The sequence below is a fragment of the Kosakonia oryzendophytica genome (assembly GCF_900094925.1).
Taxonomy (GTDB): Bacteria; Pseudomonadota; Gammaproteobacteria; order Enterobacterales; family Enterobacteriaceae; genus Kosakonia; species Kosakonia oryzendophytica.
The window spans coordinates 561,911-588,715 of the sequence record NZ_FMAY01000002.1 but is presented as its reverse complement, the minus strand read 5'-3'; the positions used below and the strand labels follow the sequence as shown (position 1 = coordinate 588,715).

Annotated in this window: 24 protein-coding genes; 12 read left to right on the top strand and 12 right to left on the bottom strand. The window is 55.6% G+C overall.

Features of this window, described 5'->3' with window-relative positions:
- Positions 1–10 precede the first annotated feature (10 nt).
- On the top strand, positions 11–634 hold the full coding sequence (locus tag GA0061071_RS05920; protein ID WP_061497592.1) for a TRIC cation channel family protein: 624 nt from the start codon (positions 11–13) through the stop codon (positions 632–634).
- A gap of 47 nt (positions 635–681) precedes the next feature.
- Here the strand turns inward: GA0061071_RS05920 and erpA are convergent, their stop codons facing one another.
- Together erpA and clcA are read right to left on the bottom strand one after the other, a co-directional pair.
- A complete protein-coding gene (gene erpA, locus GA0061071_RS05915; protein ID WP_023480429.1) occupies positions 682–1,026 on the bottom strand; it encodes an iron-sulfur cluster insertion protein ErpA in 345 nt (114 codons plus the stop codon).
- 82 nt (positions 1,027–1,108) lie between these two features.
- Positions 1,109–2,518, bottom strand: a complete 1,410-nt coding sequence (gene clcA / locus GA0061071_RS05910) for a H(+)/Cl(-) exchange transporter ClcA (RefSeq protein ID WP_088237407.1) — start codon at positions 2,516–2,518, stop codon at positions 1,109–1,111.
- A gap of 171 nt (positions 2,519–2,689) precedes the next feature.
- Here clcA and hemL point away from each other — a divergent pair, with 171 nt between their 5' ends.
- Positions 2,690–3,970, top strand: coding sequence for a glutamate-1-semialdehyde 2,1-aminomutase (gene hemL / locus GA0061071_RS05905; RefSeq protein ID WP_061497595.1), 1,281 nt, complete (start codon positions 2,690–2,692; stop codon positions 3,968–3,970).
- 38 nt (positions 3,971–4,008) lie between these two features.
- Here the strand turns inward: hemL and fhuB are convergent, their stop codons facing one another.
- The 6 genes from fhuB to hrpB form a co-directional block, all read right to left on the bottom strand.
- A complete protein-coding gene (fhuB, locus tag GA0061071_RS05900; protein ID WP_088237406.1) occupies positions 4,009–5,991 on the bottom strand; it encodes a Fe(3+)-hydroxamate ABC transporter permease FhuB in 1,983 nt (660 codons plus the stop codon).
- Complete coding sequence (gene fhuD, locus GA0061071_RS05895; protein ID WP_088237405.1) at positions 5,988–6,878, bottom strand: Fe(3+)-hydroxamate ABC transporter substrate-binding protein FhuD; 891 nt, start codon at positions 6,876–6,878, stop codon at positions 5,988–5,990. The genes fhuB and fhuD overlap by 4 nt, the downstream gene beginning before the upstream one ends.
- The gene (gene fhuC / locus GA0061071_RS05890; protein WP_061497602.1) at positions 6,878–7,675 is read right to left on the bottom strand and encodes a Fe3+-hydroxamate ABC transporter ATP-binding protein FhuC; all 798 of its coding nucleotides are present in this window, start codon (positions 7,673–7,675) and stop codon (positions 6,878–6,880) included. The genes fhuD and fhuC overlap by 1 nt, the downstream gene beginning before the upstream one ends.
- A 47-nt stretch (positions 7,676–7,722) precedes the next feature.
- A complete protein-coding gene (gene fhuA / locus GA0061071_RS05885) occupies positions 7,723–9,897 on the bottom strand; it encodes a ferrichrome porin FhuA (protein WP_088237404.1) in 2,175 nt (724 codons plus the stop codon).
- 260 nt (positions 9,898–10,157) lie between these two features.
- Positions 10,158–12,689: a bifunctional glycosyl transferase/transpeptidase gene (gene mrcB, locus GA0061071_RS05880; RefSeq protein WP_061497605.1), complete on the bottom strand. Its 2,532-nt coding sequence runs from the start codon at positions 12,687–12,689 to the stop codon at positions 10,158–10,160.
- Positions 12,690–12,804: 115 nt separating this feature from the next.
- Positions 12,805–15,234, bottom strand: coding sequence for an ATP-dependent helicase HrpB (hrpB, locus tag GA0061071_RS05870; protein ID WP_088237403.1), 2,430 nt, complete (start codon positions 15,232–15,234; stop codon positions 12,805–12,807).
- A gap of 82 nt (positions 15,235–15,316) precedes the next feature.
- Between hrpB and thpR the strand changes: the two genes are divergently transcribed.
- The 9 genes from thpR (at position 15,317) to panD (ending at position 22,389) form a co-directional block, all read left to right on the top strand.
- On the top strand, positions 15,317–15,847 hold the full coding sequence (gene thpR, locus GA0061071_RS05865; protein ID WP_088237402.1) for an RNA 2',3'-cyclic phosphodiesterase: 531 nt from the start codon (positions 15,317–15,319) through the stop codon (positions 15,845–15,847).
- 15 nt (positions 15,848–15,862) lie between these two features.
- The gene (gene sfsA / locus GA0061071_RS05860; RefSeq protein WP_061497611.1) at positions 15,863–16,570 is read left to right on the top strand and encodes a DNA/RNA nuclease SfsA; all 708 of its coding nucleotides are present in this window, start codon (positions 15,863–15,865) and stop codon (positions 16,568–16,570) included.
- A 173-nt stretch (positions 16,571–16,743) separates the two neighbouring features.
- Positions 16,744–17,199 (top strand): RNA polymerase-binding protein DksA, encoded by a 456-nt coding sequence (gene dksA, locus GA0061071_RS05850; RefSeq protein WP_007373199.1) that lies wholly within the window; start codon positions 16,744–16,746, stop codon positions 17,197–17,199.
- A gap of 92 nt (positions 17,200–17,291) precedes the next feature.
- Positions 17,292–18,194, top strand: a complete 903-nt coding sequence (gene gluQRS, locus GA0061071_RS05845) for a tRNA glutamyl-Q(34) synthetase GluQRS (protein ID WP_061497612.1) — start codon at positions 17,292–17,294, stop codon at positions 18,192–18,194.
- 56 nt (positions 18,195–18,250) lie between these two features.
- Entirely contained in the window at positions 18,251–19,648 is a 1,398-nt protein-coding gene (gene pcnB, locus GA0061071_RS05840) for a polynucleotide adenylyltransferase PcnB (protein ID WP_071890601.1), read from the top strand.
- Positions 19,645–20,124 carry a 2-amino-4-hydroxy-6-hydroxymethyldihydropteridine diphosphokinase gene (gene folK, locus GA0061071_RS05835; RefSeq protein WP_088237401.1) on the top strand — a complete coding sequence of 160 codons (480 nt, stop codon included), beginning with the start codon at positions 19,645–19,647 and terminating at the stop codon, positions 20,122–20,124. The genes pcnB and folK overlap by 4 nt, the downstream gene beginning before the upstream one ends.
- A 108-nt stretch (positions 20,125–20,232) precedes the next feature.
- Positions 20,233–21,024, top strand: coding sequence for a 3-methyl-2-oxobutanoate hydroxymethyltransferase (panB, locus tag GA0061071_RS05830; RefSeq protein ID WP_088237400.1), 792 nt, complete (start codon positions 20,233–20,235; stop codon positions 21,022–21,024).
- Between the two features lie 11 nt (positions 21,025–21,035).
- Positions 21,036–21,899, top strand: a complete 864-nt coding sequence (gene panC / locus GA0061071_RS05825; RefSeq protein ID WP_061497622.1) for a pantoate--beta-alanine ligase — start codon at positions 21,036–21,038, stop codon at positions 21,897–21,899.
- A 109-nt stretch (positions 21,900–22,008) separates the two neighbouring features.
- On the top strand, positions 22,009–22,389 hold the full coding sequence (panD, locus tag GA0061071_RS05820) for an aspartate 1-decarboxylase (protein ID WP_061497624.1): 381 nt from the start codon (positions 22,009–22,011) through the stop codon (positions 22,387–22,389).
- 4 nt (positions 22,390–22,393) lie between these two features.
- Here panD and GA0061071_RS05815 read toward each other — a convergent pair whose 3' ends face one another.
- The 3 genes from GA0061071_RS05815 to GA0061071_RS05805 form a co-directional block, all read right to left on the bottom strand.
- A complete protein-coding gene (locus GA0061071_RS05815; protein ID WP_061497625.1) occupies positions 22,394–23,638 on the bottom strand; it encodes a polysaccharide deacetylase family protein in 1,245 nt (414 codons plus the stop codon).
- A 132-nt stretch (positions 23,639–23,770) separates the two neighbouring features.
- On the bottom strand, positions 23,771–24,541 hold the full coding sequence (locus GA0061071_RS05810; RefSeq protein WP_061497627.1) for an ABC transporter permease: 771 nt from the start codon (positions 24,539–24,541) through the stop codon (positions 23,771–23,773).
- Positions 24,538–25,464, bottom strand: a complete 927-nt coding sequence (locus tag GA0061071_RS05805; RefSeq protein WP_061497629.1) for an ABC transporter ATP-binding protein — start codon at positions 25,462–25,464, stop codon at positions 24,538–24,540. The genes GA0061071_RS05810 and GA0061071_RS05805 overlap by 4 nt, the downstream gene beginning before the upstream one ends.
- 107 nt (positions 25,465–25,571) lie before the next feature.
- On the opposite strand from GA0061071_RS05805, the gene can reads away from it, so the two are divergent.
- Positions 25,572–26,234, top strand: coding sequence for a carbonate dehydratase (gene can, locus GA0061071_RS05800; RefSeq protein ID WP_061497631.1), 663 nt, complete (start codon positions 25,572–25,574; stop codon positions 26,232–26,234).
- 27 nt (positions 26,235–26,261) lie between these two features.
- Here the strand turns inward: can and hpt are convergent, their stop codons facing one another.
- On the bottom strand, positions 26,262–26,798 hold the full coding sequence (gene hpt, locus GA0061071_RS05795; protein ID WP_061497633.1) for a hypoxanthine phosphoribosyltransferase: 537 nt from the start codon (positions 26,796–26,798) through the stop codon (positions 26,262–26,264).
- Between the last annotated feature and the right edge of the window lie 7 nt (positions 26,799–26,805).

Sequence of the window (26,805 nt, the reverse complement as noted above, 5' to 3'; positions counted from 1 at the left end):
GGGAATTCACATGCTCGTCTACTGGCTGGATATTATCGGCACTGCCGTGTTTGCCATCTCAGGCGTCCTGCTTGCCGGAAAATTGCGGATGGATCCGTTTGGCGTGCTGGTGCTCGGCGTGGTTACCGCAGTTGGCGGCGGGACGATCCGCGATATGGCGCTGGCGCACGGGCCGGTATTCTGGGTAACCGATCCTACCGATCTGGTGGTCGCCATGGTGACCTGCATGCTGACCATTATTCTGGTGCGTCAGCCGCGCCGCCTGCCGAAGTGGATACTCCCTGTGCTGGACGCCGTAGGTCTGGCGGTGTTTGTCGGGATTGGCGTGAATAAGGCCTTTCTGGCCGAAACCGGGCCGCTGGTCGCTATCTGTATGGGCGTGGTTACCGGTGTGGGCGGCGGGATAATCCGTGACGTTCTGGCGCGGGAAGTGCCGATGATCCTGCGTACCGAAATTTACGCCACTGCCTGTATCGCCGGCGGCATTGTGCATGCGACTGCGTTTCACTTTTTTACCATTCCGCTGGAAACAGCCAGTATGCTGGGCATGGTGGTTACGCTGGTGATTCGTCTGGCGGCCATTCGCTGGCATCTGAAGCTACCGACGTTCGCCCTGGATGAACCGGGCCGATAACAAAAAAGCCGTGTCGATGACACGGCTTTTTATACCTGCCGGGTTCGTTAAATACTGAACGAAGAACCGCAGCCGCAGGTGCTGGTCGCATTCGGGTTGGTGACCACAAAGCGGGAACCTTCCAGACCTTCGGTATAATCAACCGAACCACCTACCAGATATTGCAGGCTCATGGGATCAACCACCAGGCCAACGCCCTGTTTCTCAATGGTCATATCGCCATCGTTGATTTGATCATCAAAGGTAAAACCATACTGGAAGCCACTGCAACCACCACCGGTGATGTAGACACGCAGTTTCAGGTTTGGATTTTCCTCATCTGCGATCAGGCTTTTTACTTTGTTGGCTGCTGCATCGGTAAACTGCAGCGGCAACGCTACGTCATCACTCATGTCTTGCTCCCATTGCTACTGCGATCCGGGCAAATAGTCACCCGATCATTGTTGGCTATTATCCAATACGCTATTAAATCGTTCAAGTATTCTCCCGCCGCGACGCCTCAACACCGGCCGCCTCCTGCCTGGCAAGCGTACGTGCCAGGATAGCGGAATAGAGCGGTTTGCCGCCAAGGAACTGTGCTAACAGTGTCGCACCGAGACAGGTGATAATCATTGGCAGAATAAGCTGATAATTGTCTGTCATTTCCAGAACCAGCACGATCCCGGTCAGCGGCGCGCGTAACGAAGCAGCCAGTAACGCGCCCATGCCCGCGACGGCAAACGTTGCTGCATCCAGTTGATAGTGCGGAAAAAGATCTGCACTCGCACTGCCGAAAGCCATCCCCAACACCGTACCCAGCGACAGCATCGGCGCAAATATTCCCCCCGGTGCACCCGAACAGAAACACAGCAGCGTCATGGCAACACGGATCAAAAAGAGTAATAGCAACACCCCAACAGTATAGTTCCCGGCTGCCGCTATCGGGATCAAAGCAAAACCCCCACCGGAAAACGCCGGGGCAATCAGCCCCAACACGCCGCAAGCACCACCGATAAGCCCACCGATCAGCACCCAGCGGGTCGTCTGGCCACCATGAATACGTTGAAAAAGATCCTGAGTACGCAGCACCAGCGTATTAAACAAAGGCCCTACGCAGCCAAAAATCATCCCCAGCACCAGATAGAGCCAGAGTGTGTTGACCGGCGCATTACTAAGTTTGCCAACATCAATGACCGCGGCTTCGCCATTAAACAGGCGAAACACAATGCTCGACATGATCACACCGGTGAACACGGCTTTAATGGAGATGAGGTTGTAGTGAAACTGGGAGCGCATCTCTTCAATAATAAAAAGGATCCCAGCCAAGGGCGCATTGAACGCGGCTGACAAGCCTGCCGCTGCACCGGTCGCCAGTAGCGTATGGCGCGCCTCTGCACTGCGCATACGGAACAGATCCGCCACCATGCGGCCAATATTACCGCCAATCTGCACCGTCGGGCCTTCCCGGCCAAGTACCATGCCTGCGCCAAGTGTTCCCATACCGCCGATAAATTTAACCGGCAGTACGCGCCACCAGCGTACCGGACGTAACTCTTCCAGTGCGCCTTCAATTTCCGGAATACCGGAACCGCCAGCCTCCGGCGCAAAGCGGCGAACCAAAAAATACCCCACCATCGCCAACAGAGCGGAGCCAATGAAAGCCAGTGACCAGATCTGCCACGCGTTATCCGCCACCTGGGCGAGCGCGCCAGTCCGGGTATTGATGACGAAATTGACCGCTTTTTCAAAAGCGACGCCCACTAATCCAGTCAGCGTTCCCGCGACGGCAGCCATTATTAATATCGCCAGCGGCGTTTTATCGCGTTGCAACAAGTGACGCAAAATATTCCTGCGACGCCGACGTTCCACTTGCTGCTGTTCAAATGAGGTGGTTTCAGGAGTCATAGATGAGAAAAGATAAGACAAATACAGCGGGCATTGTAACGAACCGGGGTTCCCGCGTCGCGGCTAAAATCCCTGCAAAATATGTCATTCCACCGGCCAGGGCGTGCATAACCTTCCCGTAATCACATAGAATGACGGGCATTGATTTTTCCACCAACCAGGAATGAAAACATGAGTAAGTCTGAAAACCTCTATAACGCAGCGCGTGAATTGATCCCGGGCGGAGTCAACTCACCGGTTCGCGCCTTTACCGGCGTGGGTGGTACGCCGCTGTTTATCGAGCGTGCTGACGGCGCTTATTTATACGATGTCGATGGCAAAGCCTATATCGATTATGTCGGCTCCTGGGGGCCAATGGTGCTGGGGCACAACCATCCGGCCATTCGCAATGCGGTAATCGACGCCGCCAGCCGCGGGCTGAGCTTTGGCGCACCGACTGAAATGGAAGTCAAAATGGCGGAACTGGTAACGGAACTGGTGCCAACGATGGATATGGTGCGCATGGTGAACTCCGGGACGGAAGCGACTATGAGTGCGATTCGCCTGGCGCGCGGCTTTACCGGTCGCGATAAAATCATCAAATTCGAAGGCTGCTACCACGGGCACGCGGATTGCCTGCTGGTAAAAGCGGGATCCGGCGCGTTGACGCTGGGCCAGCCGAACTCACCTGGCGTTCCGGCGGATTTCGCCAAACATACCCTCACCTGCACCTACAACGATCTCGCTTCCGTGCGCGCAGCCTTTGAACAATATCCGCAGGATATCGCCTGCATTATAGTTGAGCCAGTGGCAGGCAATATGAACTGCATTCCGCCACAGCCGGAATTCCTGCCAGGCCTGCGTGCGCTGTGTGATGAATTTGGCGCACTGCTGATCATCGATGAAGTGATGACCGGTTTCCGTGTGGCGCTGGCCGGGGCGCAAGCGTACTACGATGTGACACCGGACCTGACCTGCCTTGGCAAAATCATCGGTGGCGGCATGCCAGTCGGCGCATTTGGCGGTCGCCGCGAGGTGATGGATGCACTGGCACCCACCGGCCCGGTTTATCAGGCGGGAACACTGTCCGGTAACCCGATTGCGATGGCGGCGGGCTACGCCTGTTTAACCGAAGTGGCTCAGCCTGGCATCCACACTACCCTGACCGAACTGACCACCCAACTGGCCAATGGTCTGCTTGATGCCGCTCAGCAGGCAGGCATCCCACTGGTTGTGAACCATGTCGGCGGTATGTTCGGCCTGTTCTTTACCGATGCGCAAAGCGTGACCTGCTATCAGGATGTAGTGAAATGCGATGTTGAACGTTTCAAACGGTTCTTCCATCTGATGCTGGAAGAAGGCGTTTACCTTGCGCCGTCTGCGTTTGAAGCGGGCTTCATGTCTGTCGCACACAGCGAAGAAGATATCGACAATACTATCGATGCCGCTCGCCGCGTATTCGCGAAACTCTGATGTTCTTTCCCCTCTCCCCACCAGGGAGAGGGGGAATATTAACGGCTCTGCTTTCTCAACAAATAGATAAAGTACGGCGCGCCAATGAAGGTCGACAGCAACCCTGCCGGGATCTGATACGGAAATAACATCATCCGCCCGCACCAGTCGGCAAAGACCAGCAACATGCCCCCCACCAGTGCTGAAATCAGCATATGCGGCATCGTGCGGCGAAAACCCATCATCCGTGCAATATGCGGCGCCATCAGCCCGACAAAGCTCAGCGGGCCAATGGTCATCGTCGCCGTGGCCGTTAAGGCCGCAGCCAGCAGCAGTAGCGCAACACGCGATGATGTCAGCGCCATTCCCACTGCCCGAGCGGTATTTCCCCCCAGCGGTAAAATCATCAGCCAGCGACGGCACAGCGGCGTCAACGCCAGCAACACCACCATCATCGCACTGGTGCGCCATACCTGCTCACCGGAGGCGTTATAGGTTGAACCGGAAATCCACGTCAGGATCGCCGTCATTCGCGGGTCGCCGCTGGCCTGCATCATCATCAGCAGCATGGTAAACGCCGTGCTTAACGCCATACCGGCCAGTAACATGCGGTGCGGTGAAAACCCGCCGCGCCCGGCAGAAATCATGATAATCAGTAGCGTCGCCGCGGCACCAAGACTCCCGGCGGGCATCAGCCAGCCAAAGGCGTTCCCCGGCACGAAAAAGAGCATCAGCACCACGCCAAACGCCGCACCGGAGCTGATCCCCAGCACTTCCGGACTGGCCATCGGGTTAACGGTCAGGCGCTGAATAATGCAACCCGCAACAGCCAGCATGATGCCAGCAGTGAGTGCCGCGATGATGCGCGGCCAGCGCCACTCCAGAAGATCATTCAGTAACGCACCACTGGCCCAGTGCCAGCCTTGCGCATCCCGACCGAATGCCAGCGCCCCCCACATCACCAGCAACAGCAACACCAGCCCCCCGAAGGCAAACCCCGGCACGTGCTGACGCTCAGCGGGAACGTTATCCCCGGCGTTCATCGCGGGTGCGCTCATGCTGCGCAGGCGCGGCAACAGCCACAGCAGCAACGGTGCGCCAATCAACGCGGTCACGGAGCCGGTGGAGATCTCCATCCATACCCGGGTCAGCAACCAGACCAGTTGATCGGAAAGCCACAAGATGAGCGCGCCAATAAACGGCGACAACACCAGTCGCGCCAGTAAACGGCGAGCGCCGAGCATTTTTGCCAACAGCGGCGCAAACAGGCCGATAAAACCAATAATCCCCACCGCATTCACCAGTAAGGCACTCAGGGCGATCGCCAGCGTCAGCGCCGCCAGCCGGGCCAGCGACAAGGCCAGTCCGAGGTTACGTGCGACACCATCATCCAGCCCCATCAGGGTCAGCGGACGCAGCAGCAACAACGTTAATAGACCGCAGCCCGCCAGTTGTGGCCACAGACGCTGCACCACGCTCCAGTCGGTCTGAGTCAGCGTACCGGTGCTCCATAAGAACATGCTTTGCAGCTGATCGTGATGAAACAGCGCCAGCAACTGGTTGATTGCTCCGCAATAAAGACTCACCACCAGCCCGGCAAGGATCAGTGTCACCGGCGATAACCGTTTGCCCCAGGCCACGCCAAACACCAGCGCGCCCACAGCGCACGCACCCACCAGTGCAGCAAACTGCGAAGCCAGCACGCCCGGTATCGCCCACAGTGTGGTGACGGTGATCCCCAGTTGAGCGCCGGTCGCCACGCCAAGTGTGGTCGGTTCCGCCAACGGGTTGCGCAATACTTGCTGGAACAACACGCCCACCAGCCCAAGACCCGCCCCCACCAGCAGGGAAATTACCAGCCTTGGCAGCAAGCTGTAGTGGAACAGCATTTGATCGATACGGTCTATGTCTGGCGCACGCAGCGCCTCACCCCACTGCGCTCGCGGCAACGCAATGTTTAAATTGGACCAACTCAGCCCTGCGGCGATAGCAAATAACAGCGCCAGTAGCAGTATCGGGAAAAGGGAGAGACGACGACTCATGCCTTCCCTCCCAGCGCGTTATCCAGCACACGAGTAAAGTGCATCGCTGACAGCGTCGCACCATAAAACCAGACAGCCGGCACGCGCTGGAAACGTCCGGAACGCACAAAAGGCATCGCCTGCCAGAGCGGCGTCGCCATCAGCTTGCGCATATCCTGGTCATTGCCGTGATCGAAACAGAGCACATCCACATCGTTGTATTCCGCCAGCCTGTCGATACCCACTGCCACACTGCCCCAGAAGCTGGTTTCACCATGCCAGGCATTACGAATTCCCAGACTATCAAGCACTTCCTGGAACAGGCAGTTCGGACCAAACGCCAGTACATGGCGGGGATCCAGCAGCGTGATCATCAGCAACGGGCGGTTGCCACGGCGGGCGAAATGCGGTTTTGTCCCGTCGATCAACGCATCAAACGCATCCAGATGTGTTTTCGCAGCCGCTTCCCTGTTCAGCAACTGCGCCATCTCGTTAAGGGAGTGGCGCGCCATCGTGAGCGGTTTTTTACCATCGCTGAAGGTGAAACCACGCCCTGGGGCAATACGCGCCAGCTTGGTTTCTGACGGGCCATAGCCTGCGGACCAGACAAGATAAGAGGGCTTCATCTGCGTCAGCAGTTCGAGATTAGGCTCTGTCCGCAGCCCGATATCGATCACCGCGTCAGGCAGTGCGGGTTCGTTAACCCACACGTTGTAATTATGCACATCTGCCACGCCATAGGGCGCAACGCCGAGCGCCAGCAGTAACTCAACGGGTAGCCATTCGAGGGCAACGATACGGTGCGGGTCGACAGACGCCGCCTGCGCGTTGCGCATGTTCCACAGTAAGGGAGAGAGCGCCATCGCCGTCAGCAGGCGGCGACGGCTAATCTGAGGTAATTGGGCCATTAGTAGACAAAACTCACCGGTGCGGCGCCGGAAGGGTGCGGCAGGATGCCCATCGGGATGCCATAAATGTGTTCAAGCGTGTCGGCGCGCATTAAGTCATCCGGTATCCCTTCCGCGATCATTTCACCGCCGCGCAGTGCCACCAGATAATCGCAGTATCGCGCCGCCATATTAATGTCGTGCAGAACGGCAATCACCGTTAACCCACGCTGCTGACTAAGACGATGCACCAGCGCCAACACATCAACCTGGTGCGCGATGTCCAGCGCGGAAGTCGGCTCATCAAGCAGCAGGCAACGGCTATCCTGCGCCACCAGCATTGCAATCCACGCGCGCTGACGTTCACCACCGGAAAGGCTGTCCACCAGGCGATGCGCCAACGGTTTCAACCCAACCAACGCTATCGCTTCTTCAACTTTTTCCCGATCAGCAATACCAAAACGCCCCAACGCACCGTGCCACGGATAACGACCAATCGCCACCAGCTCACGTACAGTCATCCCTTCCGCCTGCGGCAGTTGCTGAGGAAGATACGCCACCTTGCGGGCAAAGGCTTTACTGTTCCAGCTCGCCAACGGCTGCTCATCCAGCAGAATATCGCCGCCGGAAGGTGGCTGATGACGGCCCAACATTTTGAGCAGCGTGGATTTGCCGGAACCGTTATGACCAATCAACCCGGTGACTTTTCCGGGGGGGAAACGCAAAGATAACGGGTGGAGCAGCGTACGACCGGGTACGCTAAAGCTCACTCCGTTCAGTTGAAATGTCGTGTCGGGAAGCGTGTTCTTTTCCTGCATAGTAGCCAACTTGTCAAAGGGCACGGCGAACCGTGCCCGAAGAGAGATTAGAAGCGGAAGGTTGCTGTCGCCACTACCTGACGCTCTGCGCCCCAGAAACAGCCATAGGCCTGGAAGCAGCTGGAAACATAATCGCGATCAAGCAGATTGTTTACGTTCAAAGCAACACTAGAACCCGCCATACCCAGACGAGCCAGGTCATACTTGATAACAGCATCCATCACCGTCGCACTGCCCACTTTGAATGCGTTATCCGGTGCGCCGTAACTTGAACCGATGAAGCGTCCTCCAGTGCCCAGCGTCAGGCCAGACAATACGCCAGAATGGAAGGTGTAATCGCCCCACAGGGATCCCATGTTGCGCGGCACCTGCTCGACATGATTACCCTTCAGATTGGTATCTTTGGTGTATTCAGCATCGATATAGGTATAAGACGCGGTCACATTGATATTGGCATTCAACGCTGCTTTCGCTTCCAGCTCCACACCACGCGAACGCACTTCCCCTGATGGAACCTGTAACGTCGTATTATTCGGGTCGGTAGTCAGCGTATTGGTCTTCGTCAGCTGATACACCGCTCCACTGAGTACGATCGGCATATCTTTCGGTACATAGCGAATACCGGCTTCATACTGCTCGCCTTTTGAAGGAGCAAAAGCCATACGCGGCGTGCTATAGAGATCGAATGCATTCGGTTCGAAAGACTGGCTGTAGCTGATATAGGGCGCAATACCGTTATCAAAGAGATAGTTAACACCACCACGCCAGGTGAACTGGTGGTCATTGCGATCGACAGAACCCCCATCGGCACGTACGGTCGTCTGCTGATTTGACCAGTCATAACGGCCACCCAGCGTAAAGACCCACTTATCCCACTCCGCCTGGTTTTGGGCGTAGATCCCGGTCTGTTTGGTTTCGTTCAATTGGTAAGGCGCGGCATCACCAAAAGTGAAATCTTCCGGTGTATAAGGATTATAGAGGTCGATAGACGGTGCACTACCAAATGTCGCATTGATATCGTTACGCATGCGCATGAAATCAACGCCGGTCAGCAGAGTATGTTCAACTGCACCCGTGGAAAATTTACTCTGTAACTGCGTATCGACGCTGAAGTTCTGGAGACGCTCATTATCGACAACAGTGCCGCGATTGAGGGTATGCCCATCGGCCGCAATACCTGTACCGTATACGCTCTGCTGATCTGTTTTCATCTCAGAGAAGCGCAAGTTCTGGCGCAGGGTAAAGGTGTCATCGAAACCATGTTCAACGCTATAACCGACCATTTTCTGGTTACGGGAATAAGTGTTGTTCTTCGCACCTTCATTGAAGTCAGTACCAATATGGCTACCGTTCGGCAACGGCTGAACAGTTCCTTCTTTCGGCAACCATCCGTAGTAGCCAGTTTGTGGCTCATTCTGGAAGTAAGAGAGGAAAGTGAAACGGGTTTTATCGTCAGGACGCCAGGTAAAAGAGGGCGCGATGGCATAACGTTTTTGCTTCGCATTAACCTGCTGCTGATCGTTAGAACGGGCGACACCTGTCAGACGGTAGGAAAATTCACCGTTATCATCCAGCGCATCACTGAAATCAAACCCTGTCTGGTACAGATTATCCGTCCCCATCTTGAACTGGACTTCGTGCAGCGGTTCTGTGGTCGGACGTTTGCTAACCATGGAAATAATGCCACCCGGATTACTCTTCCCATAGAGAACAGAAGTCGGCCCACGCATCAGTTCAACACGCTCTAGCATATAGGGATCGATGACTGCGTCGTTGTAGAAGTTACCCTGCAGTTTCAATCCATCCAGATAATTGTTCTGGCTGAGGCCAACAGAGGTAAACCCGCGGATACTCACAAAGTCATAAGTATTGGACGCGCCGCGGTTACTCACGACAACGCCGGGTGTATAGCCTAACGCCTCTTTTACTGAAGCAGGCTGGCGGATTTGCATCTCTTCGCTGGTCACCACGGAAACAGACTGCGGGGTTTTCTCCAGCGGCGTATCCGTTTTGGTGGCGGTCGCAGAGTGTTTCGCCGCGATCGTCGCCGCCGGCCCCCATGCGCTCTCCTGCGGGGCAGCGGTGGTGACGGTGATGGTCTCTTCTTTTTGGGTCGTTGCTGCCTGTGCATAAACAGACATGCCGCTAACCGCTGTGGCTACAACCACTGCGATTTTACGCAGCGAGGTGTTGACTGGCTGAGCAGTATTGGGACGCGCCATTGTTTTCTCTCTGGATCAATGAGTGAATGATAACGTAAACGATAATTATTATTATGACCGCAGCATAATAGGCGAACGGTTGCCTGTATAGCAAGCAACGCGCCGTCTGAACGGGCTTAAAGGATGAAGAAATAACCAGATAGAAACGGGGAGTTAAAGGGCTATTAAAAGGAATTTACTATCGCGTTATCCGGATGTTTTAGACGACGAAAAAGAAAACCCCCGGCCTTCGACCAGGGGTTTGATGGCACTGTCATGGCTTAGTTGCCGCCAAACATCTCTTTGATCCACCCCGCTACGCCATCGCTTTTCTGCTCCTGCTGCGGCTGTTGCTGTGGTGGTTGTTGTGGCTGCTGTTGCGGCTGCGTCGACGAATCAAACGGGTTACCCGTCTGCGGCTGCATCTGGTTCTGCTGACACAGCGTTTCCGGGCTGGTGGTCCAGACCGGTAGCTGACGTGTACCGCCACCGCCGCAGACAAAGTTACCCATATCGTCGACGCCCATCGTGGTGATATCTTCCGGCGGCGTCAGATCTAACGGGATCGGCGACTGGTTTTCCAGGTAACGCTGATAAATCGCCATTGCGCCGCTGGCGCCATACAATTTGGTCGGCTGGTTATTGTCGCGCCCCACCCAGGTAATGGTGACTTCACGCCCGTCGATACCGGCAAACCAGGTATCGACGTTATTGTTGGTGGTCCCGGTTTTACCCGCCAGGTGCAGCCCCGGATACTTCGCGCCAAGCTGACGGCCCGTACCCCGTTGCACAACCTGCTGCATGGTCCACAGCGTCATATACGCCGCCTGCGCTGGTACTGCACGCTCGGCCTGCGGGAAGCTTTGATAGAGCACGGTGCCGTCTTCAGCGATCACCGAGCGCAGCGCGGAAAGCGGTGCGCGGTTCCCCCCGCTGGCGATCGTCTGGAATGCCTGCGCCACTTCAATCGGCGTCAGGTTCAGCGCCCCAAGCAGCATTGATGGCATTCCCGTCAGCTGATCTTTCGGCGCACCGAGTTTTTCCCAGGTATCCGTCACCGCCGGCAGACCAATCGCCATCCCGAGGTTAACGGTCGGCACGTTCATAGAACGGGTCAGCGCATCCACCAGCATGACCTGACCACTGAAACGGTGGTCATCGTTCTGCGGTGCCCACACCTGGCCATTGGACAGGCGCAGTGAGATCGGCGCATCCGCGATCCACGTATTCAGGCGATATTGATTCGGCTGACTTAACGCGGTCAGATAGGTCGCCGGTTTCGCCAGTGAACCAATCGATCGACGCGCCTGCATCGCACGGTTATAACCGGCAAACTGCGGTGTCGCGCCACCGACCATCGCCCGCACCTCGCCGGTAAAGCGGTCTACCACCACCATCGCGGTTTCAAGGTCGGTCAATTTGCGCTGTTTAATCAGCGCCGGAATGCCATCCACCGCCGCTTTTTCGGCAGCATCCTGCGCCACAGAATCAAAAGTCGTAAAGATCTTCACGCCGGAGAGATCTTTCACTTTGTCGCCCAGCTTCGCCTGCAGCTCCTGACGCACCATCTGCATAAACGCCGGCTGCGGTGAAATCACCCCACCGCGCGGCTGCACGCCCAGTGGACGGGCGCTCAGCATGTCATACAGTTCCTGGTCGATCACGTTCTGCTGTTGCAGCAAGCGCAGCACCAGATTTCGGCGTTCCAGCGCCAGTTTTGGATTGCGCCATGGGTTGTAGACCGAGGCCCCTTTCACCATCCCAACCAGCAACGCCTGCTGATCAAGACTTAGCTCTTCCACCGGACGACCAAAATAGTACAGGCTCGCCAGCGGGAACCCGCGGATCTCGTTATCGCCGCTCTGCCCCAGGTAAACCTCGTTCATATACAGCTCAAGGATGCGATCCTTGCTGTAACGGGCATCCATGATCAGCGCCATATAGGCTTCGTTAGCTTTACGCCAGTAAGAACGCTCGCTGCTGAGGAACAGGTTTTTCACCAGTTGCTGAGTCAGCGTACTCGCCCCCTGCACGGTACGGCCTGCCGTCAGGTTAGCCAGTACCGCACGGCCAATGGAGTAGAAGCTAATGCCATCGTGTTCGTAAAAATGGCGGTCTTCCGTTGCCAGTAGGGTATCCACCAGCAGATCCGGGAATCCGTTACGCGGAACAAACAGACGCTGCTCGCCGTTTGGCGACGAGAGCATGGTGATCAGACGCGGATCGAGGCGGAAGAAACCGAACTGGCGGTTGCTGTCCATATTTTCGATGGTTTCCAGACGATCGCCATCAAACGTCAGACGCGCACGCACCTGCCCTTCTTTACTGTCCGGGAAATCAAACGGACGGCGGATCATCTCAATGCTTTTCGCCTGCACGGTAAACTCGCCGGGACGCGTCATCTTCGTCACCTGGCGGTACTGCGTGGCTTCCAGCAGTTTCACCATCTCGTTTTTACTGACCGCCATATCCGGTTCAAGGTTGACCATGCGACCATAGACCGCTGCGGGCAACTGCCAGACTTTGCCGTCGATACGGGCGCGGATCTTTTGATCCAAATAGACGCCATAAATGGCGCACAGCACGGCAAGGACAATGAAGATTTTCAACAGCAGCCAGAACCAGCCGCGTTTACCCCGGGGCTTCCGGCCTTTGCCTCTTCCTTTTTTCGGCATCGGTTCTTCATCCTCATCGTCATCATCTTCGTACTCGTCATACTCCTCTTCCCGGAGTCGACGACGACTGATCTTCTCTTTTGCCGGACGCGCTGGTTTACCTTTGCGTCCAATTGGCTCGCGGTCATTCCCCGCCATGCTTTACTCTCCGCAACTTTCAGGCGCAAGGGCCTGATTCTCAACTCTTCTGCACAGAGGCAGAAGAAGAAATCTCTCAATTTTCACCCGCGCCGGACGGCAAACACTGACCGGCTCAGGAGTATTTTTTCGTCCGCCGCGTGGGGGCAGTATTCGCCGGATCGTCCGGCCAGACATGTTTCGGGTAGCGCCCCTTCATCTCTTTTTGCACATCGCGCCAGGAACCGGCCCAAAACGCCGCTAAATCACGGGTAATTTGCAGCGGTCGCTGCGCAGGAGAAAGCAGCTCCAGCACCAGCGCCACGCGCCCCTGCGCAATGGTGGGCGTGGTGGCTTCACCAAACATTTCCTGAATGCGAACTGCCAGTACCGGCGGATTATCCTCATGATAGCGAATGGCTATCCGGCTTCCGGTCGGCACAGTGTAATGCCCAGGCAGCTCACTATCCAGCCGTTGACGTAATGACCACGGCAACAGGGTTTGTAACGCCTGCGTAACATCCAGTGCGTTCAGATCGCGCAACGAACGGATCCCCCCCATGTGCGGGAGCAACCACTGCTCCAATGAATCCAGTAACGAAGCGTCATCCACGGCGGGCCATGTCTGCTCCGGCAGCCACTTCGCCGCACAGTGTAATCGCAAACGCAACTGTTCAGCTTCCGGCGTCCAGTTCAGCACCCGCAGCCCTTTATCACGGATGCCATTGAGCATCGCCAGATGCAATTCTTCTTCCGACGGCTTTGCCAGCGGCTGCACTTTTACCGTCAGTTGTCCTATCTGGCTCCGGCGGAACGCTTTCAACGTGCCTTGTGCGTCATCCCATTCAACGGTGTCTGACTGCTGCAATAAGTGCGGGCAACGGGCAATCAGCGCGTCGATATCCAGCGGCAGCGCCAGCAGAATACGGGCATCCGGCGACTGACTCCCTTGCAATAGCAGCGGAGCAATCAGCCACTCATGGCGGCCCAGCGCATCGTCAGCGTCCAGCGTGGCCCCCATACCGTTCGCCAGTTGATAACGCCCCTGCTGACCTCGCCTGCGCGCAATACGATCGGCAAAGGCGCTGGCCAGCAGCGGTGCCAGCGCATCGCTGTCCGGTTCACCGGCCTGGCTTTTCAACCGCCGGGCAAGCTGGCGTGCGCGCTGCTGCCAGTTCGCCTGTTGACGCGCGAACGCCGTGCTGAGATCGCTATTTCCTGCGCGCGGCGGCTCTTCAAGAATGGCCGCCAGTTTCGCCGCAGTAGCTATCTCATCATCACCTTTCGCCGAGGCCAGCATCGCTGCCAGACGCGGATCGCTACCGAGCGCCGCCATCTTCCGGCCTGACGCTGTTAAGCGCCCTTCATCCAGCGCTTGCAACTGTTTCAGGAGATTGCGTGCCGCTGCGAGGTTTACCTCAGGCGGCATATCCAGCCAGTTAAGCCGGGCGGGATCCTGGCATCCCCACAGTAATAATTCCATCAACAGGCCGGATAAATCGCTGTTGAGTATTTCCGGGCTGCTTTGCGCCGCGGCGCGTTCCGCCTGATCTTTGCCCAGTAAATGCAAACAAATCCCGGGCTCAAGACGGCCTGCACGCCCGGCACGCTGCGTCATTGAGGCGACGCTGATACGCTGCGTGATCAGCCGGGTTAAACCAGTACGAGGGTCAAAACGGGCAACGCGTTCCTGTGCGCTATCCACCACCAGCCGTATGCCTTCAATGGTCAAACTGGTTTCGGCAATATTAGTCGCCAGCACCACTTTTCGTTGCCCGCTCGGGGGCGGCAAAATCGCTTTACGCTGTTCGCTTAACGGCAGCGCACCATACAGCGGGCAGAGCACAACATCATTGCCCACGCGGGAAGCGAGCTGCTCCTGAACGCGCAGGATCTCACCTACACCCGGTAAAAACAGCAGCAGTGAACCTGGCTCACTGCGCAACAACTCTGCGGCCGCTTGCGCCACCGCTTCGTCAAAACGCTGATGCGCCGGCAGTGCCTGGAAGCGCTGTTCAACCGGCCAGGCGCGCCCCTGCGAAACGACGACCGGCGCATCCGGCAACAACGCCTGCAAGCGCGCGTTATCCAGCGTCGCGGACATCACCAGCAATTTGAGATCATCACGCAACCCCTGCTGAACATCCAGCAGCAGCGCCAGAGCCAGATCGGCCTGTAAACTGCGTTCGTGGAATTCATCCAGTATCACCAGCCCCACGCCGCTCAGCTCCGGATCGTGCTGGATCAGGCGCGTCAGGATCCCTTCGGTGACCACTTCCAGCCGCGTGTTTGGCCCCACGCAACTTTCCGCCCGCATGCGATAGCCAACCGTTTCTCCGGGTTTCTCATTAAGAAGTTCCGCCAGCCGCTGCGCAACATTGCGGGCTGCGAGGCGACGCGGCTCCAGCAGTAAAATACGCCCCTCAATAGCGCCCTGTTGCAGCAATTGCAGTGGCAGCCATGTGGATTTCCCTGCCCCGGTCGGCGCGCTCAATAGCACCTGGGGCGCGCGTTGCAACGCAGAAAGGATATCGGGAAGAACAGCGGCGACCGGCAATAAGGACACAAAAGCTCCTGAGGGTTAACATAGAACAGCGCAGTAGTATACCATCGCCGCAAATCATTACCGAGCCATTACCGGGGAGCGCATGTCCGAATCCAAAAGGCTGTTTTTTGCCATTGAGTTACCCGCCGGGATACAGACAGAGGTGGTGCACTGGCGCGCGCAGCACTTTCCGGCCGACGCCGGGCGCGCCATCGCCGCTGCCAACCTCCATCTGACACTGGCATTTCTCGGTGATATCAGCGCGGAGAAACAGCGGGCGCTGGAAACGCTTGCCGGACGGATACAGCAGCCTGGTTTTACGCTGACACTGGATGATGCAGGGCAGTGGCTGCGATCGCGCGTGGTCTGGCTTGGTGCGCGTCAGCCGCCGCGCGGGTTGCTACAGCTGGCGAATATGCTTCGCGCGCAGGCTTCCCGCAGCGGTTGTTACCAAAGTCCGCAGCCTTTCCACCCGCATATCACGCTATTGCGCGACGCCGCTCAGGCGGTGGCTATTCCGCCGCCGGGTTTTCGCTGGACCTTTCCGGTTGGGGCGTTTGCGCTGTATGAATCGCAGTTTATCAACGGACGCACCCGTTATACGGCGCTCAACCGCTGGCCATTAAAACCATAACAATAAGGATCGCCTATGCAGTTTTCCCCGCCGCTAAAACCCGCCACGCTGATTCAGCGCTATAAACGATTTCTTGCCGATGTCATTACGCCAGAGGGCGAAACGCTGACGCTGCATTGCCCCAATACCGGCGCAATGACCGGCTGCGCCACACCTGGCGACACGGTGTGGTATTCCACATCAGAAAATCCTAAACGCAAATATGCGCACACCTGGGAATTAACGCAAACCCGGCAAGGGGCATTTATTTGCGTCAACACGCTGCGCGCAAATACGCTGACCAAAGAGGCGATCCTCGCCGGAAGCCTGCCAGAACTGACCGGCTATAGCGCGCTGAAAAGCGAAGTAAAATATGGTGCGGAACGTAGCAGAATTGATTTTCTGCTACAGGCGGATGATCGCCGCAACTGCTATATTGAAGTGAAATCGGTCACGCTCGCCGAGCAGCAGTCAGGCTTTTTCCCGGATGCGGTCACTCTCCGGGGTCAGAAGCATCTGCGGGAATTAATGAGCGTGGCGGCTAATGGTGATCGCGCTGTAATCCTGTTTGCCGTCTTGCACTCAGCCGTTGAACATTTTTCTCCAGCGCGCCATATTGATGAGGAATACGCACGTTTGTTGAATGACGCACAACGTCAGGGGGTGGAAATTCTCGCTTATAAAGCGGAACTTTCTGCCGATAACATCACTCTGAGTTTGCCGGTGCCTTTCACCGTTTATTAAAGGCAGACGTTTGACTAATAAGTGTTCTGGTCGCGTGCGCAAATACGCTTTTCTTCACAGGGTTGTCAAGTGTTACGTTTAGATATTTGCCATCCGGAAAAGCATCTGTTATTTATAGCGGCCTGATTTTTCCCCCAACCGGGGATCGATAGTGCGTGTTAAGGAGAAGCAACATGCAAGAAGGGCAAAACCGTAAAACATCGTCCCTGAGTATTCTCGCCATCGCTGGGGTGGAGCCGTATCAAGAGAAACCGGGCGAAGAGTATATGAACGAAGCCCAGCTGGCTCACTTCAAGCGCATTCTTGAAGCATGGCGTAATCAACTTAGGGATGAAGTCGATCGCACCGTCACACATATGCAAGACGAAGCTGCAAACTTCCCTGATCCGGTTGATCGTGCCGCACAGGAAGAAGAGTTCAGCCTCGAACTGCGTAACCGTGATCGCGAGCGCAAGCTGATTAAAAAGATCGAGAAGACGCTGAAAAAAGTGGAAGACGAAGATTTCGGATTCTGTGAATCCTGCGGTGTGGAAATTGGCATCCGCCGCCTGGAAGCGCGTCCGACCGCCGATCTGTGTATCGACTGCAAAACGCTGGCGGAAATCCGCGAAAAACAGATGGCGGGTTAATCACCCGTTATCACTGACGGCACACCACAACACTGTGGCTGCGCCTTATACGGCGGGATTTATTCCCGCCCTATATTTTTTTGCCTGTTGATATGCCTGAACCTGAATCACACTATATTGGGCGCTTTGCGCCATCTCCCTCTGGTGAACTGCATTTTGGTTCGCTGATTGCTGCGCTTGGCAGCTACCTGCAAGCCCGTGCCAGCCAAGGCCTTTGGCTTGTACGCATCGAAGATATTGACCCTCCCCGTGAAATTCCCGGTGCGGCAAACACCATCCTGCGTCAGCTTGAACATTATGGCCTGCAGTGGGACGGCGATGTGCTCTGGCAATCACAACGTCATGAAGCTTACCGCGATGCGCTCGCCACGTTGCAACGTGAAGGATTAAGCTATTACTGCACCTGCTCGCGCGCGCGGATTCAAAGTGTAGGCGGCACTTATGATGGCTATTGCCGTACCCGCCATAACGGCCCGGAAAACGCGGCTGTACGCCTGATGCAACAGCATCCGGTGCTGGCCTTTGATGACAAACTGCGCGGTCATATCATTGCCGATGAAAAACTGGCGCGGGAAGATTTTATTATTCATCGTCGTGATGGGCTGTTTGCTTACAACCTGGCGGTGGTGGTGGATGACCATTTTCAGGGGGTTACCGAGATTGTGCGAGGTGCGGATTTGATCGAACCCACAGTGCGACAAATCTCTCTCTATCAACACTTCGGCTGGCCGACACCAGAGTACATTCATTTGCCGCTGGCGCTGAATGAGCAGGGAAATAAGCTCTCCAAGCAGAACCATGCGCCTGCCTTGCCTGGCGGCGATCCGCGCCCCATAATAATCATGGCTTTACAATTCCTGAACCAGGATGTAACACAAGAATGGCAGGATCTCAGCATTGAGGCATTGCTGAAAAGGGCAGTGGCGAACTGGGCGCTTTCCCGCGTTCCGGGAGCAGCGTGTGCGAATACAGCATTCTCAAATGCCTCGCGCTGAGCTATGATTAGCCGCTATTTTTTTGTCCTGACGTTTGACACTTACCGAGGTGTACTATTTTTACCCGAGTCGCTAATTTTTGCCGCAAGGTGCTGAGCCGCGAAGAGAGCATGGTCGTTGAGGCTATGGCCCAACCACAGATGACGGTTATTCCGCGTGAGCAGCACGCTATTTCCCGCAAAGATATCAGTGAAAACGCGCTCAAGGTGCTCTATCGTCTGAATAAAGCGGGCTACGACGCTTACCTGGTAGGCGGCGGCGTGCGCGACTTATTGCTGGGCAAAAAACCAAAAGATTTTGACGTCACCACCAGTGCCACCCCGGACCAGGTACGTAAACTGTTCCGCAACTGCCGCCTGGTTGGTCGCCGTTTCCGTCTCGCACATGTGATGTTCGGGCCGGAAATCATCGAAGTCGCCACCTTTCGCGGGCACCATGACGATCAACAAACCGATCGCACCACCTCTCAGCGTGGGCAAAACGGTATGCTGCTGCGCGACAATATCTTCGGTTCCATTGAAGAAGATGCCCAGCGCCGTGACTTCACCATTAACAGCCTCTATTACAGCGTAGCCGATTTTACCGTTCGCGATTATGTGGGCGGTATGCGCGACCTGGAAGACGGCGTGATCCGACTGATTGGCAACCCGGAGACGCGTTACCGCGAAGATCCGGTACGCATGCTGCGCGCTGTACGTTTCGCCGCCAAGCTGAACATGCGTATCAGCGAAGAAACCGCCGAACCCATTCCGCGTCTCGCTACCCTGATCAACGATGTACCGCCAGCGCGCCTGTTTGAGGAGTCACTCAAACTATTGCAGGCAGGCTACGGCTACGAAACCTGCCGGTTGCTGCGCGAATACGGTCTGTTCCAGCCGCTGTTCCCGACCATCACGCGCTATTTCACCGAAAACGGCGATAGCCCGATGGAGCATATTATCGAACAGGTGCTGAAGAACACGGATAACCGCATCCGCAATGATATGCGCGTTAACCCGGCGTTTCTGTTTGCTGCCATGTTCTGGTATCCGTTACTGGAGAATGCCCAGCGCATCGCACAAGAAGGCGGGCTAGCCTATTACGACGCTTTTGCGCTGGCGATGAATGATGTGCTGGACGAAGCCTGTCGTTCGTTGGCTATTCCGAAGCGCATCACTACGCTGATTCGCGATATCTGGCAGTTGCAGTTGCGTATGTCCCGTCGTCAGGGGAAACGCGCCTGGAAACTGATGGAACATCCCAAATTCCGCGCTGCCTATGACCTGATGGCGCTGCGCGCCGATGCCGAAAACAACGGTGAGCTGCAACGACTGGTCAAATGGTGGGGTGAATTCCAGGTTTCTGCGCCGCCCGCACAAAAAGATATGCTGGATAATCTGGGTGATGAACCGGCTGAACGCCGTCGTCATCGTCGCCCACGCAAACGCGCGCCGCGTCGTGAGGGCAGTGCGTGACAGTCGCGTATATTGCGCTGGGGAGCAATCTGGCATCACCGCTCGACCAGGTTAATGCCGCCATAACGGCCATTGGGGAGATCCCGCAAAGCCGGATAGTGGCGGTCTCCTCACTCTACCGCACTCCCCCACTCGGCCCGCAGGATCAGCCGGACTATCTCAACGCCGCCGTGGCGCTGGAAACCGAACTCATGCCCGAAGCGCTGCTCGATCATACCCAGCGTATTGAGTTGCAGCAGGGCCGCGTGCGCAAAGCAGAGCGCTGGGGACCACGTACGCTTGACCTGGACATTATGCTGTTCGGTGAATTAACGCTGAATACCCCCCGTCTGACTGTCCCTCATTACGACATGAAAAACCGCGGCTTTATGCTGTGGCCGCTGTTTGAAATCGCGCCAGAGTGCGTATTCCCGGATGGCGTCACCCTGCGGTCAGTACTGGCGCAACTTAACGCTCCGAAACCTGACGCCTGGTAATATTTCCTTTCTGCCCACCCGCATCCCACGGGTTGTCTAAAATCATTGCCCACCTGAGTGTTGCTGTTAGAATGCGCCAAGATTCGTTTTGGACTATCAGGAAACGCTATGAAACCGACCACCATCTCCTGGCTGCACAAGTGCAAGCAGGAAAAGAAACGCTTCGCAACCATCACTGCTTACGACTATAGCTTCGCGAAACTGTTTGCCGAAGAGGGGATTAACGTGATGCTGGTGGGCGACTCGCTTGGGATGACGGTACAAGGTCATGACTCCACCCTGCCGGTAACAGTGGCGGATATCGCCTACCATACGCAGGCCGTACGCCGTGGCGCACCGGCTTGCCTGCTGCTTGCCGATCTGCCATTTATGGCATATGCCACGCCGGAGCAGGCGTTTGAGAACGCTGCTGTGGTGATGCGCGCCGGCGCCAATATGGTCAAAATCGAAGGCGGCGCCTGGCTTGCGCCTACCGTCAAAATGCTCACAGAACGTGCCGTGCCGGTGTGCGGGCATCTGGGGTTAACCCCGCAATCGGTGAATATTTTCGGCGGCTATAAAGTCCAGGGGCGCGGTGATGCCGCACAGGGACTGTTTGATGATGCGCTGGCGCTGGAAGCCGCAGGCGCGCAGTTGCTGGTGCTGGAATGCGTACCGGTTGAGCTGGCGCAGCGTATTACCGATGCGTTGCATATCCCGGTGATTGGTATTGGTGCAGGCAACGTCACTGATGGTCAGATTCTGGTCATGCACGATGCCTTCGGCATTACCGGCGGCCACATTCCTAAATTCGCTAAAAATTTCCTGAATGAAGCAGGCGACATGCGCGCCGCCGTTAGGCAGTATGTTGCTGAAGTTGAGTCCGGCGTCTATCCGGGCGAAGAACACAGTTTCCATTAAGGAGTCCTGTTGTGTTGATTATTGAAACCCTCCCGCTGCTACGTCAGCATATCCGCCGACTACGCCTGGAAGGTAAACGCATTGCGCTGGTGCCCACCATGGGCAACCTGCATGATGGGCATATGAAACTGGTTGATGAAGCCAAAGCCCGCGCCGATGTGGTGGTAGTGAGCATTTTCGTTAACCCGATGCAGTTTGATCGGCCGGATGATTTGGCGCGTTACCCGCGCACCCTGCAGGAAGATTGTGAAAAGCTGAACAAACGCAAAGCGGATATCGTCTTTGCCCCTGCCCCTGCGGAAATTTACCCACAAGGCACCGATACCCAGACCTATGTCGACGTACCCGGCATCTCCACCATGCTGGAAGGCGCAAGCCGTCCGGGTCATTTCCGGGGTGTATCCACCATCGTTAGTAAGCTGTTTAACATGGTGCAGCCGGACATCGCCTGTTTTGGCGAGAAGGATTACCAGCAGTTACAGCTTATTCGCAAAATGGTGGCGGATATGGGCTACGACATTGAGATTGTCGGCGTGCCCACCGTGCGGGCAAAAGATGGCCTGGCACTGAGCTCACGTAATGGTTACCTCACCGCCGATCAGCGCAAAATCGCTCCGGCGCTCAGCAAAGTAATGAACGTGCTCGCTGATAAACTGCAGGCAGGCGAGCGTAACTGCGAAGAGCTGATTGCGATTGCTGAGCAGGAGGTCAATGACGCCGGTTTACGCGCCGATGATATCCAGATCCGCGATGCAGACACATTGTTGGCGTTATCCGACAGCAGCCAGCGGGCAGTGGTGTTGATGGCGGCATGGCTTGGTCAGGCGCGGCTTATCGACAATAAAGTGGTTGAACTCGCCCATCAGGCGGGGTAAAAAAATGGGCAATACGCCGCCTCTGCTCATGCAGACGTGGCACGCCGTACGGGGGGATACGCATGGAGCCGCCCCCTCTTTCAGGTTACTTATCAGTAGGGTTTAACTTATGATTCGCACAATGCTGCAAGGCAAGCTCCACCGCGTCAAAGTGACACAGGCCGACCTGCATTACGAAGGTTCCTGCGCCATTGACCAGGATTTCCTTGAGGCGGCTGGTATTCTGGAATACGAAGCCATTGATATTTACAACGTGACCAACGGGAAACGTTTTTCCACCTATGCGATTGCCGGTGAGCGCGGCTCAAAAATTATTTCGGTTAACGGTGCGGCAGCGCACTGCGCAGATGTCGGCGATATCCTGATCATCGCCAGCTACGTCACCGTACCGGATGAGGTTGCCCGTAGCTGGCAGCCAAAAGTGGCTTATTTCGATGGCGACAATGAGATGAAACGCACGGCCAAAGCCGTGCCGGTTCAGGTTGCCTGATGCCCTACCCCTGCGGCTGATTACTGATCAGCCGCGACATCGCTTCCAGCGAATCCGTTCTTAGCACATACAGTCGTTTCAGCAAGAACGGATTATCCCCAGGTTTTACCTTTCCACGTACCGTGGTGACCGCCAGATGGAAACCGGCATCATTCGCCGCCTTTACCGCTTTATCGTCATACACGCCAAACGGGTACGCCAGGTAAAGCACGTGCGGGTTGAACTGCGCCAGCGCGCGACGCGAACGTTTAAAATCAAACAGAAGATTGTGATAGTTGCGGCTCAGTAGAATCGGATGCATGGCATCGTCGACCCGGTGCAGAAAATGGGTATGCGACTGCACATCAAACACATCGCTGATATCGTATAGTTCTGACACGCTCATAAACTGCAGCGTTTTCGGATCCCATGGCTGTGGTTTCAGCTTGATGCGCGACGAGATAATAAACGCCGTAGCTTTGAAATTATATGCACGCAGGATAGGCCAGGCATAACGACTGACGGACTTCAGCCCATCATCAAAGGTGATCACCACCGAACGCGCCGGCAAATTCATACGGTTACGGACATAGCCTTCCAGTTGATACATGGACAAGGTGGTATAGCCCTGATCGCGCAGCCAGGTCATCTGGTTCGTAAACGCACGCACCGATGTGGTGGTCGAGGTATGGCGAAAACGGGTATTCTCTTCATCACGCAGAATATGGTGGTACGTCAGCACGGGAATGCCATTGTCTTCCTGGGCATCCAGGCTACTCACCCACGCCAGTCGGTTGCCAATGCGGATCTGGAACCAGGTCTGGTTCAGACGATCTTTGAGCTTATCAATAATCGGGTAACGCAGATTTTCCGCCAGCGTGCCAAACGGCTCACTGGTCACATCCGGTGCGTTATAGAGCGGTGTGTCCTGCCAGGTAATAAGATTCTGGTTACTGAGCGGCTTGTTCAGATCGCCAAGGCTATCTTCCACGCGCTGATTGCCGGAAACCAGCCCCAAATGCCCTTTGTCGATAAACCCGCTGCCGAAGCCGAAGCGAAACGCATAGTAATCTTCCGCCCCCGGGACGACGGCGATGATTTGCCCGGCGCGAATATTGCCGACGGTAACCACTTTGTCGCCAACTTGCGCCCAGATATCCGCATCTTCGGTGGTTTGCATATAGCGAGCAGGAACACGTTGTTCACTCACAATACTGGCAGAAGCGCTACAGGTTATCAGCAGCAACAGAATGGTAATCAAACGAGACATGAGACGAACCGGTCTGAGAAAGTGAGCCCAGTGTAACAAAGCAGAAACCAATACCAACGGCTCTTTTTAGTACAAAAAATACGCTAATCCTGGGGATTGGCTCTCCCCCGGAGAAGAGAGCCAGATCCGACTTTAGCTGCGCAGCCCCCGCCCGCGCTGGATCAAATACCAGCAGAGCAGATAAAAGGCGACGATAAATACCACCAGTACACCGACCGTGGTTACCAGCGGTACATCGGTAATGCCAAGGAAGCCAAAGCGGAACCCACTTATCATATAGACAATCGGGTTCAGATGAGACAGCGCCTGCCAGAACGGCGGCAGCAGCGTCAATGAATAGAACACCCCGCCAAGATAGGTCAGCGGCGTCAGCACAAATGTCGGGATCAGGCTGATATCATCAAACGTTTTGGCAAAAACTGCGTTCAATAAACCGGCGAGTGAAAACAGCACTGCAGTAAGCAGCAGCGTCAGGGCGACGAACAGCCATGAATGCACCTGAAATGGCACGAAAAACAGCGATACGGCGGTCACCAGTACCCCCACGCACAGCCCGCGCGCCACGCCGCCGCCGACATAACCGGCGATAATGACATGCGTCGGCACCGGAGCAACCAGCAACTCTTCTATATTGCGCTGGAATTTCGCGCTAAAGAAAGACGAGGCCACATTGGCGTAAGCGTTGGTGATCACCGCCATCATGATCAACCCCGGCACGATAAATTGCATATAGGTAAAACCGTGCATTTCCCCGATGCGCGAACCAATCAGATTGCCGAAAATAATAAAATAGAGCGTCATGGTGATCACCGGCGGCACCAGCGTTTGCACCCAGATGCGCATAAAACGCTGGATCTCTTTGTGCCAGATACTCTTCAGCGCCACCCAAAAAAGCTGCATCATGCGCTTTCTCCTTTTTTCTCATGCACCAGCGTGACGAACAGCTCTTCGAGACGGTTGGCTTTATTACGCATACTCAATACCTGCACACCCTGCGCGCTCAGTTGGCTGAACACGCTATTTATCCCCTGCTCACGCAGAACTTCCACTTCCAGCGTGGACGTATCCACCAGCCGGTATTGGTACCCTTCCAGCTTCGGTAACGGGCTTTTCGGCGCTAAATCGAGAATAAAGGTCTCTGACTTCAGCTTAGAGAGCAGCGCTTTCATTGAGGTGTTTTCAATCAGGTCGCCGCGCTGAATAATGCCAATATTGCGGCACAGCATTTCGGCTTCTTCCAGATAGTGGGTGGTCAGAATAATGGTGGTGCCTTTATCGTTCAGATCCTTCAGAAAGCCCCACATTGAGCGGCGTAATTCAATATCCACGCCTGCAGTTGGCTCGTCGAGGATCAGCAGTTTCGGCTCGTGCATCAGCGCACGGGCAATCATCAAACGACGTTTCATGCCGCCGGAAAGCATTCGTGCACGTTCGTTACGTTTTTCCCACAGATCGAGTTGATTCAGGTATTTTTCGCTGCGAACTAACGCCTCTTTACGATCCACGCCGTAGTAACCAGCCTGGTTCACCACAATCTGCTGGACGGTTTCGAACGGGTTAAAGTTAAATTCCTGCGGCACCAGCCCCAGTTGGCGCTTGGCGTTAACAATGTCTTTGTCCAGATCGTAACCAAAGACACTGACGCGCCCGGACGTTTTATTCACCAACGAACTGATAATCCCAATGGTGGTGGATTTTCCTGCGCCATTCGGCCCAAGAAGTGCATAGAAATCGCCTGCTTCTACTTTCAAATCAATGCCGCGCAGCGCCTGAACGCCGCCCGGATAGGTTTTTTTAAGCTGCTCAAGCTCCAGTGCAATGGTCATGAATTATCACTTACCTGTTTTCTCACACTCGATGTGTGGTTTAAAAAGAGTTGGAGTTAACCTATATTAGCGCAACGCACTTATCTGGTTACAGGTTGTTAACTTCCATGAAAGACATAGATACACTCATCAGCAATAATGCACTATGGTCAAAAATGCTGGTTGAAGAAGATCCCGGATTTTTCGAAACACTGGCGCAAGCACAGAAGCCGCGCTTTCTATGGATTGGATGCTCTGACTCCCGCGTTCCTGCCGAACGCCTTACCGGCCTCGAACCTGGCGAACTGTTTGTTCACCGAAATGTTGCCAACTTGGTGATCCACACGGATTTGAACTGCCTCTCCGTGGTTCAGTACGCCGTGGATGTGCTGGAAGTTGAACACATCATCATTTGCGGCCACTATGGCTGCGGCGGTGTCCAGGCCGCGGTTGAAAATCCGGAACTGGGTCTTATCAACAACTGGCTGCTGCATATTCGCGATATCTGGTTTAAACATAGCTCGCTGCTTGGCGAAATGCCGCCGGAGCGTCGTCTCGATACGCTGTGCGAACTGAACGTCATGGAACAGGTGTATAACCTGGGTCACTCGACGATCATGCAGTCCGCATGGAAACGTGGACAGAAAGTGACCATTCACGGCTGGGCCTACGGTATTCATGATGGCCTGCTGCGCGATCTGGATGTCACCGCGACTAACCGCGAAACGCTGGAACAGCGTTACCGTCAGGGTGTGTCTAACCTCAGTCAGAAACACAGCAATCACAAATAACAATCGGGGCCGTCGGCCCCGATTTTTTTATTCTTCCAGCATGACCACTTTGCCAACATAAGGCAGATGGCGATAGCGCTGTGCATAATCAATGCCGTAACCCACCACAAACTCATCCGGAATGGAAAAGCCGACAAACTCAACGGGTACGTCCACTTCACGGCGGGAAGGTTTATCCAGCAAGGTGCAAATCGCCAGCGATTTCGGCTCGCGCAGGCTGAGGATTTCACGCACTTTCGACAGCGTATTACCCGAATCGATAATGTCTTCGACGATCAGCACGTCTTTGCCGCGAATGTCTTCGTCCAGATCTTTAAGGATTTTCACATCGCGGGTGGTGGACATGCCGCTGCCGTAGCTGGAGGCGGTCATAAAATCGACTTCGTGAGAAACCTGCACTTCACGGCACAGATCAGCCATAAACATAAACGATCCACGCAGCAGCCCCACCAGTACCATTTCGCTGCCGCTATCTTTGTAACGTTCAGTGATTTGACGACCCAGCTCAACGATACGCGCTTTGATCTCCGCTTCCGGGATCATCACTTCAACAGTGTGTTTCATTTTAACT